Source organism: Acinetobacter sp. UBA3025 (assembly GCF_002367915.1).
Classification (GTDB): domain Bacteria; phylum Pseudomonadota; class Gammaproteobacteria; order Pseudomonadales; family Moraxellaceae; genus Acinetobacter.
In genome coordinates, this window is the sequence record NZ_DFDO01000116.1 from 5,463 (window position 1) to 11,751 (window position 6,289).

The 6,289-nt window shown below is 40.2% G+C and carries 5 protein-coding genes; 3 read left to right on the forward strand and 2 right to left on the reverse strand.

Translation table 11 applies throughout. The features are described 5' to 3' along the window. Positions 1–165: 3-hydroxyacyl-CoA dehydrogenase NAD-binding domain-containing protein (locus B4J23_RS04980; protein WP_291359044.1), on the reverse strand; the 165-nt coding region annotated here is incomplete at its 3' end. A 2-nt stretch (positions 166–167) separates the two neighbouring features. Continuing rightward, entirely contained in the window at positions 168–941 is a 774-nt protein-coding gene (locus B4J23_RS04985) for an enoyl-CoA hydratase (RefSeq protein WP_004785705.1), read from the reverse strand. A gap of 450 nt (positions 942–1,391) precedes the next feature. Here B4J23_RS04985 and B4J23_RS04990 point away from each other — a divergent pair, with 450 nt between their 5' ends. The 3 genes from B4J23_RS04990 to B4J23_RS05000 all read left to right on the forward strand — a co-directional run bounded on the left by B4J23_RS04990 (position 1,392) and on the right by B4J23_RS05000 (position 5,396). Further along, positions 1,392–2,690, forward strand: coding sequence for an MFS transporter (locus B4J23_RS04990; RefSeq protein WP_291359039.1), 1,299 nt, complete (start codon positions 1,392–1,394; stop codon positions 2,688–2,690). 223 nt (positions 2,691–2,913) lie between these two features. Further along, positions 2,914–4,179, forward strand: a complete 1,266-nt coding sequence (locus tag B4J23_RS04995) for a DcaP family trimeric outer membrane transporter (RefSeq protein WP_291359041.1) — start codon at positions 2,914–2,916, stop codon at positions 4,177–4,179. 17 nt (positions 4,180–4,196) lie between these two features. Next, a complete protein-coding gene (locus B4J23_RS05000) occupies positions 4,197–5,396 on the forward strand; it encodes an MFS transporter (RefSeq protein ID WP_291359042.1) in 1,200 nt (399 codons plus the stop codon). Positions 5,397–6,289: the final 893 nt, after the last annotated feature.

Genomic DNA, 6,289 nt, shown 5'->3' on the forward strand with positions numbered 1-6,289 from the left:
CAGGGTATTTAATGTTTTAGCCAGCTTTTCCTGGGCCTGTTCAGCAGCACCCGCTTTGGCATCGAACAACACGACATCATGACCAGATTGAATTGCGATCTGGGCAATGCCCGCACCCATCGTACCTACTCCAATAATACCGATTTTCTGAATTTGAATGCTCATGCTTATCGTCCCTGATAATTTGGTTTACGTTTTTCGATAAAGGCTTGCATACCTTCTTTTTGATCTTCTGAAGAAAACAGCATCTGGAAGGATTTACGTTCCAGCATTAAGCCGGCATTGAGTGGCACATCTTCAGCCAGTAAAGCCACTTCCTTGATTTGTTCCAGCGCAATTGGCGGCATTTTTGCCAAACCTTCAGCCATTTTGATTGCTGTTGCAAGGGTTTCGCTGTCTTCAGTTACTTGAGACACCAGACCAATCTGATACGCTTCCGGCGCTGGTACCAGACAACCCGTCATAATGATGCGCATCGCATGGAATTTACCCACGGCACGGAATAAACGCTGTGTACCACCAGCACCCGGCATTACCCCTACTTTGACTTCAGGCTGACCAAACTGGGCACTTTTTCCGGCAATAATAATGTCTGCATGCATCGCCAGTTCACAACCGCCACCCAATGCATAACCGTTTACTGCTGCAATCACCGGCTTTGAACACTGTGCAATGGCTTGCCAGTAACGCTCAGTACGACGTTGCATCATCTGGATCGTTTCAGCATTTGCCAGTTCTTTAAGGTCAGCACCTGCTGCGAAGTCAGTTTCACCACCAGTGAGAATAATGGCGCGGATATTTTCATCATCATTCAATTGCAGAAAAGCCGCAGCCAGTTTCTGACGTACTTCTGTATTCAGGGCATTTTTAGCTTCTGGACGATGGATCTTGACCATCGCCACATGTGTCGAGATTTGCTCTACTTGAACTACCTGTTCCATCAAAAATCTCCATTTATTTTGTATAGCGAAATTTTATTTTATATAAAACTACGGTTTCTAGACCCATAAATCAAGATTTTTTCTCTCAAAAACTCAAAAAAGTTATTTTTTAATAAAAATTAGAGTAAAAACTCTTGTTCAGTTGGCTATTTTATGATTAATTGATTTCGCAATACGGAATTAATTATTTAATTCGAATTTTGGTTATTCATTTATGTAAATATTAACCACAATACAAAATAAAAAAATTAATTTCCGTCATAAGGATACTACGTTGTTCAGTGATTTTTCACTCAAGGTGAAACGGAAAAATCAGATCCAGCCTGATCGTAACAGGGCGAATGCGCACAGACGCTTAGACCTTAGATGAGGAAAATGCTTTTCCGTGAGGAAGAAAATGGATTTAGCGGTAGCAGAGGAATGCTACTTTAATATATAGAGGATATAAGAATGACAAGCGATACCATCGTAGCTGAGGAAACTAAAACGGGGGTCTCCTCCGGGGACACCGTTAAGCAGGCACCTAAACGCCTGTGGATGACGGCCTTTGTCTTCGCTTTTTTGATTTTACTATGTGACGGTGCAGACATTGGTATTCTGGCTTTCAGCTTGACCAGTTTGAAAGCAGAATGGGGGCTAACTTCTGTACAGGCCGGTGCCTTGGGAAGTTATTCTCTTTTGGGTATGGGGATCGGTGGCTTTATTGGCGGATGGGCCTGTGACAAATTCGGTCGCGTACGTGTCATCGTATTGGCCACTATTTCCTTCTCGATTTTGTCTGCCTATTCAGGTTTTGCCCAGTCTTATCAAGAATTTGCGATTTTACGTACCCTTTCGTGCTTAGGTTTAGGCTGTTTATATATTGCCTGTAATACCCTGATGTCAGAATACGTACCGACCAAATACCGTACTACAGTACTGGCAACATTAATGACTGGTTTCACTTTAGGTTCATTGGTGATTACCATGGTTTCTGGCTGGATTATTCCTGAATTCGGCTGGCGTATGCTGTACTGGATCACGATTGCTCCATTAGCTTTAGGTATCCTAATGCACTTTATGGTGCCAGAGCCAGAATCATGGAAACGTGTCCGTGAAATGAAAAGAACGGGTCAGATCGTGGATAATGATGCCAAAAAAGGCAATCCATATATCACCATTCTTAAAGATAAAACCCATGGCAAGATGTTCATCCTATGGTCCTTCAGCTCTGGTTTCCTGCTATTCGGTTATTTCGGTGTAAGTAACTGGTTACCAAGTTATCTTGAAGCTGAATTGGGCATTAAATTCAAGGAAATGGCGTTATACATGGTAGGTACCTTTATCACCATGATGTTTGCCAAAATCATTGCAGGTTATGTTGCTGACAAAATTGGTCGCCGTATTGTGTTTGCTTTCGGCACTATGGGAACAGCACTGTTTATTCCTGTTGTCGTATATATGCACAATGCCGATAACATTGGTGTACTGATGCTGATCTTCGGTTTCCTGTACGGTATTCCATATGCGATTAATGCAACCTATTTAACTGAAAGTTTCCCCACTGGGGTTCGTGGTACAGCAGTCGGTGGTGCGTTCAATATTGGTCGTATCGGTGCAATATTCGCTCCAATTACGATTGGTTATCTTGCGATGAATGGTTCGATCGGTACGGGTCTATTGGTGATGGGTGCAGCTTACTTCCTTTGCGGCTTGATTCCTGCCCTGTTTATTAAAGACCGTTTATACGATCCACAAAAAGCAGAATAAGTTTTAACTTAGGAGGGCTATGAATTCATTGCCCTCCTTCATCCATATTTTGATGACTTTAAATATCGAATACATACCCTTTGACCTGAACAGGATGTTTCTGGGTTGAACGAGACTCGTATTCATCATTCAAAAGTCAAAAACTCTGCATTGCGCAATAAGAGCAACATTAAGGAAAGATTTTCCTTCTTAGATATCAGAAAATTTCTTTAGGGATTAAGAAATGAAAAAATTAGTTTTAGCGACATTATGTGGTATTGCTTCAGCACAGGCATTTTCAGCAGAAGCGTCTGAAGACCGGATGCAGTTTTTAGAATCACAGTTAAAGCAAATCCAGGCTGAACTGGAACAGCAAAAGGCTGCGCAACTTACGTTAAAAAACCAGCAGGAAGAAGCCAAAGCGCAAGACTCTAAAACTTTGAGTTCGATGGTGGATAATGTCGATGTTTATGGCTTGATCCGCTTTGATGGCGCAGTCGATTTCAAAAGTACCACTGAAGCTCGTGGCCGTACCATTAACCAGATTAATAAAGTGCCTTTTACTGAACCTGACTCTACCCGTTCAGATTTTACTGCAGCTGCCAGCCGAATTGGTTTCTTGGCTAAAGACCTTGGTGGAAATCCAAATGTTTCTGCACGTTTAGAAGCTGACTTCTGGACCAATAATGGTAAAGGCGATGGTGGACTACGTATCCGTCATGCACATTTAAAATACTATAACTGGACCTTTGGTCAGGCCTGGTCATTGATGTCTACACCGGAAATTAGCACTGAAGCTGTCGACTACAGTTTATTGCTGGGTGGATCAGTCCTACGTACGCCTCAAGTCAGCTATGCTTTCAAACTTGATCCGGAAAATACCTGGAATGTAGGTCTGGAGTACATGGCCGGTGGTGATCGTTCTTCTGCCCTACCTGCTTTAACCACTAAATATGTTCATCAATCAGGTCCGCTGCATTTATTGGCTCAAGGCTTTGTCAATCAAAAGCAGGCGCAAACAGATACAGGTGATATTGAAAAAGTTGGTTGGGGTGTAGGCCTTGGTGGACGTTATCATCTCAATGATCAAAACTCGATTCAGGGTAACTATTTCCATATGGTTGGCGACCAGCGTATTGCAGCTTTCTTGACTCAAGGTTCAACCACCGACGGTGCTGCCTGGGGTGGAGATTACTCAGTCGATCCAATCAATAATGAACTTTTACTGAATGAGTTTAATAGTTTAAGTATCGGCTTTACGCATAAATTCACGCCGAAACTACGTAGTAGCATCAATGCTAGCGTTGTTGATTTTGATGATTCCAGCGACTATGCACGCGCGAATCCTAAGACCAATAAGCGTTTAACGGACTATGTGGCCAACGTGATCTACTCTCCTGTTCCAAAGATTAATCTCGGTGCAGAGTACCATCACGGTAAACGTGAAACTTTTGATAATAGAGAAGCGGATGTTTCACGTATCAACCTCTCTGCCAACTATAGTTTTTAAAGCCTCAGGAGACAAGGATGTCAGCCCAAGGGCAAATTTCAAGAAAGTTTATGTTTATGATGGCTATGACCTGCGCACTCTGCGCAGGTTGTAACTATTTTAACCAGCCCTTGATTTATTCTATCGCAGAGGATCTGCAAATCAGTGTGGCCGAGTCTGGTTGGACTGTCGTTTTAACCCAGATTGGTTATGCCACTGGGTTATTTTTGTTTGTACCTCTAGGCGATTTATTTGAAAAACGTCTCTACATTTGTAGCCTCATGCTATGTACCGGTCTGGCATTGATCGGGCTTTCTGCCAGTACTAATCTGCATATGCTGTATGGTTTTACCCTGCTCGCCTCTTTCTGTTCGATTACCACCCAGATTCTGATTCCTTTTGCAGCCAACCTGTCTCAAAGAGAAAAAAGTGCTGAAGTGGTTGGTCTGCTCATGAGTGGTGTATTAGTCGGTATTCTGTTTGCCCGAACTGTATCAGGACTGATTTCTACCTTATGGTCTTGGCATGCAGTCTACCTTTTGAGTGGCTGTTCTATTCTCTTGCTCAGCATCGCCATGTGGTATCAGTTACCTAAAGCGAAAAGCCAGCTACAAATGAGCATCTTGCAGATTTATCGCTCACTATTTACCTTTGCCAAAACCGAACCGATGCTGATTCGACGCAGCATCATTGGTGGTTTGGGCTTTGGTATGCTGAGTATTATTTTTACCACCATGACTTTTGTACTGGCGGAAGCCCCCTACCATTTTAATGATTTCCAGATTGGGTTAATGGGCATCGTTGGTATAGTCGGCATCTGGTCATCACAATGGACCGGTAAAATGATTGGTCGACATCGGGAAAAATGGGTCGCACAACTCGCTACCACAGGTTTAATTCTGGCCTGGATTCCCCTGTTCTATGCGCAAAGCTATTTATGGGTATATATCATTGGTTTAATTCCCGCTTATTTTGGGATTTCTTCATTGCACGTCTTAAACCAGAATCTGGTATATCGAATCTCGGTACAAGCCCGTTCCCGTATTAATGCAATCTATATGACCTGTTATTTTTCAGGTGCTGGGATTGGTGCATTTTTATCACTCAACCTATGGAAAATGTATGGCTGGTCAGCCTGTGTTGCTCTAGGTTTTGTCTTTGCCCTGCTGATTTTTAGTATTAACCGCTACGACCTAAGCCGCGAACGCAATCTGGTCAATATCCAGTCCCAGTCCTAATTAAAATAAATTTAAATACTGTGAACTCATAGAATATAAGATTGGGTGCGCAGTACATGACACATTATCTCTGCATTTCTATATTGGAATTTATTGCTAGGGAGTGGATGACTTGGTTACCAAGAAAAAGAGTTCACTCCTGCCAGCATCATTTTCAGGCCAAGTATTGAATTCTTTTTTCACTTAAATAGAGAATGTTCCTAAACCATAATTACTTGGATATCTGTTCTTATTTCATATGGACATTTTTTTCTGTTCTGGGGTTAAATGAAACTACATAAAACCGTGGAACATTGCTAATTTATTGAGTGTGAAACATGAAAAACTATAAAAAAGCCCAATCTGTGATGATTGGGCTTTTTTGTTATACGGTAAGAATATGATTTATAAAAATAAATAAAATACTTGCGTATAACGTGTATTATGTTAATTTTAGGAAATCTTTAAGAAATTATCTAGTCTTCGTTATCATACTAGACTAAATCCTAGGTGTAGTAAGTTAAGTAAAGCCTACTTTTCATAGAAATAGAAAAATATTATTAGTTGAGAAAATAATGATTGAAATATCTAATTTTATGGGTAATAAGGATAAAAAATATTATGGAGTATTTTTTTTATTTGGTTTCTTTTTAATTTTATTTGTTTCAGTCTATTGCTCTATAATTCAAACAACAAAATATAGTTTTATTTTTTATTTTATTAAATACTCTATTTTTTATGGGTTTATATTTTTTATACCTTTCATTTTTTATATACTTAATCTACTAAAAATAAAAATAGAAAAAAATTTATATATATTTTTTGTTGGTATTTTTTTAATTTTGATGTTAATTTTTTTTAATATTCTTGATATAAAAGAAAAGAGAATCTATCAATAGACTTCCTTCATAAAT

Excerpts from the sequence above, each read along its gene's own strand:
- B4J23_RS04985 (WP_004785705.1), bottom strand. The coding sequence starts at position 941 with ATGGAACAGGTAGTTCAAGTAGAGCAAATCTCGACACATGTGGCGATG.
- B4J23_RS05000 (WP_291359042.1), top strand. The coding sequence starts at position 4,197 with ATGTCAGCCCAAGGGCAAATTTCAAGAAAGTTTATGTTTATGATGGCT.
- B4J23_RS04995 (WP_291359041.1), top strand. The coding sequence starts at position 2,914 with ATGAAAAAATTAGTTTTAGCGACATTATGTGGTATTGCTTCAGCACAG.
- B4J23_RS04990 (WP_291359039.1), top strand. The coding sequence starts at position 1,392 with ATGACAAGCGATACCATCGTAGCTGAGGAAACTAAAACGGGGGTCTCC.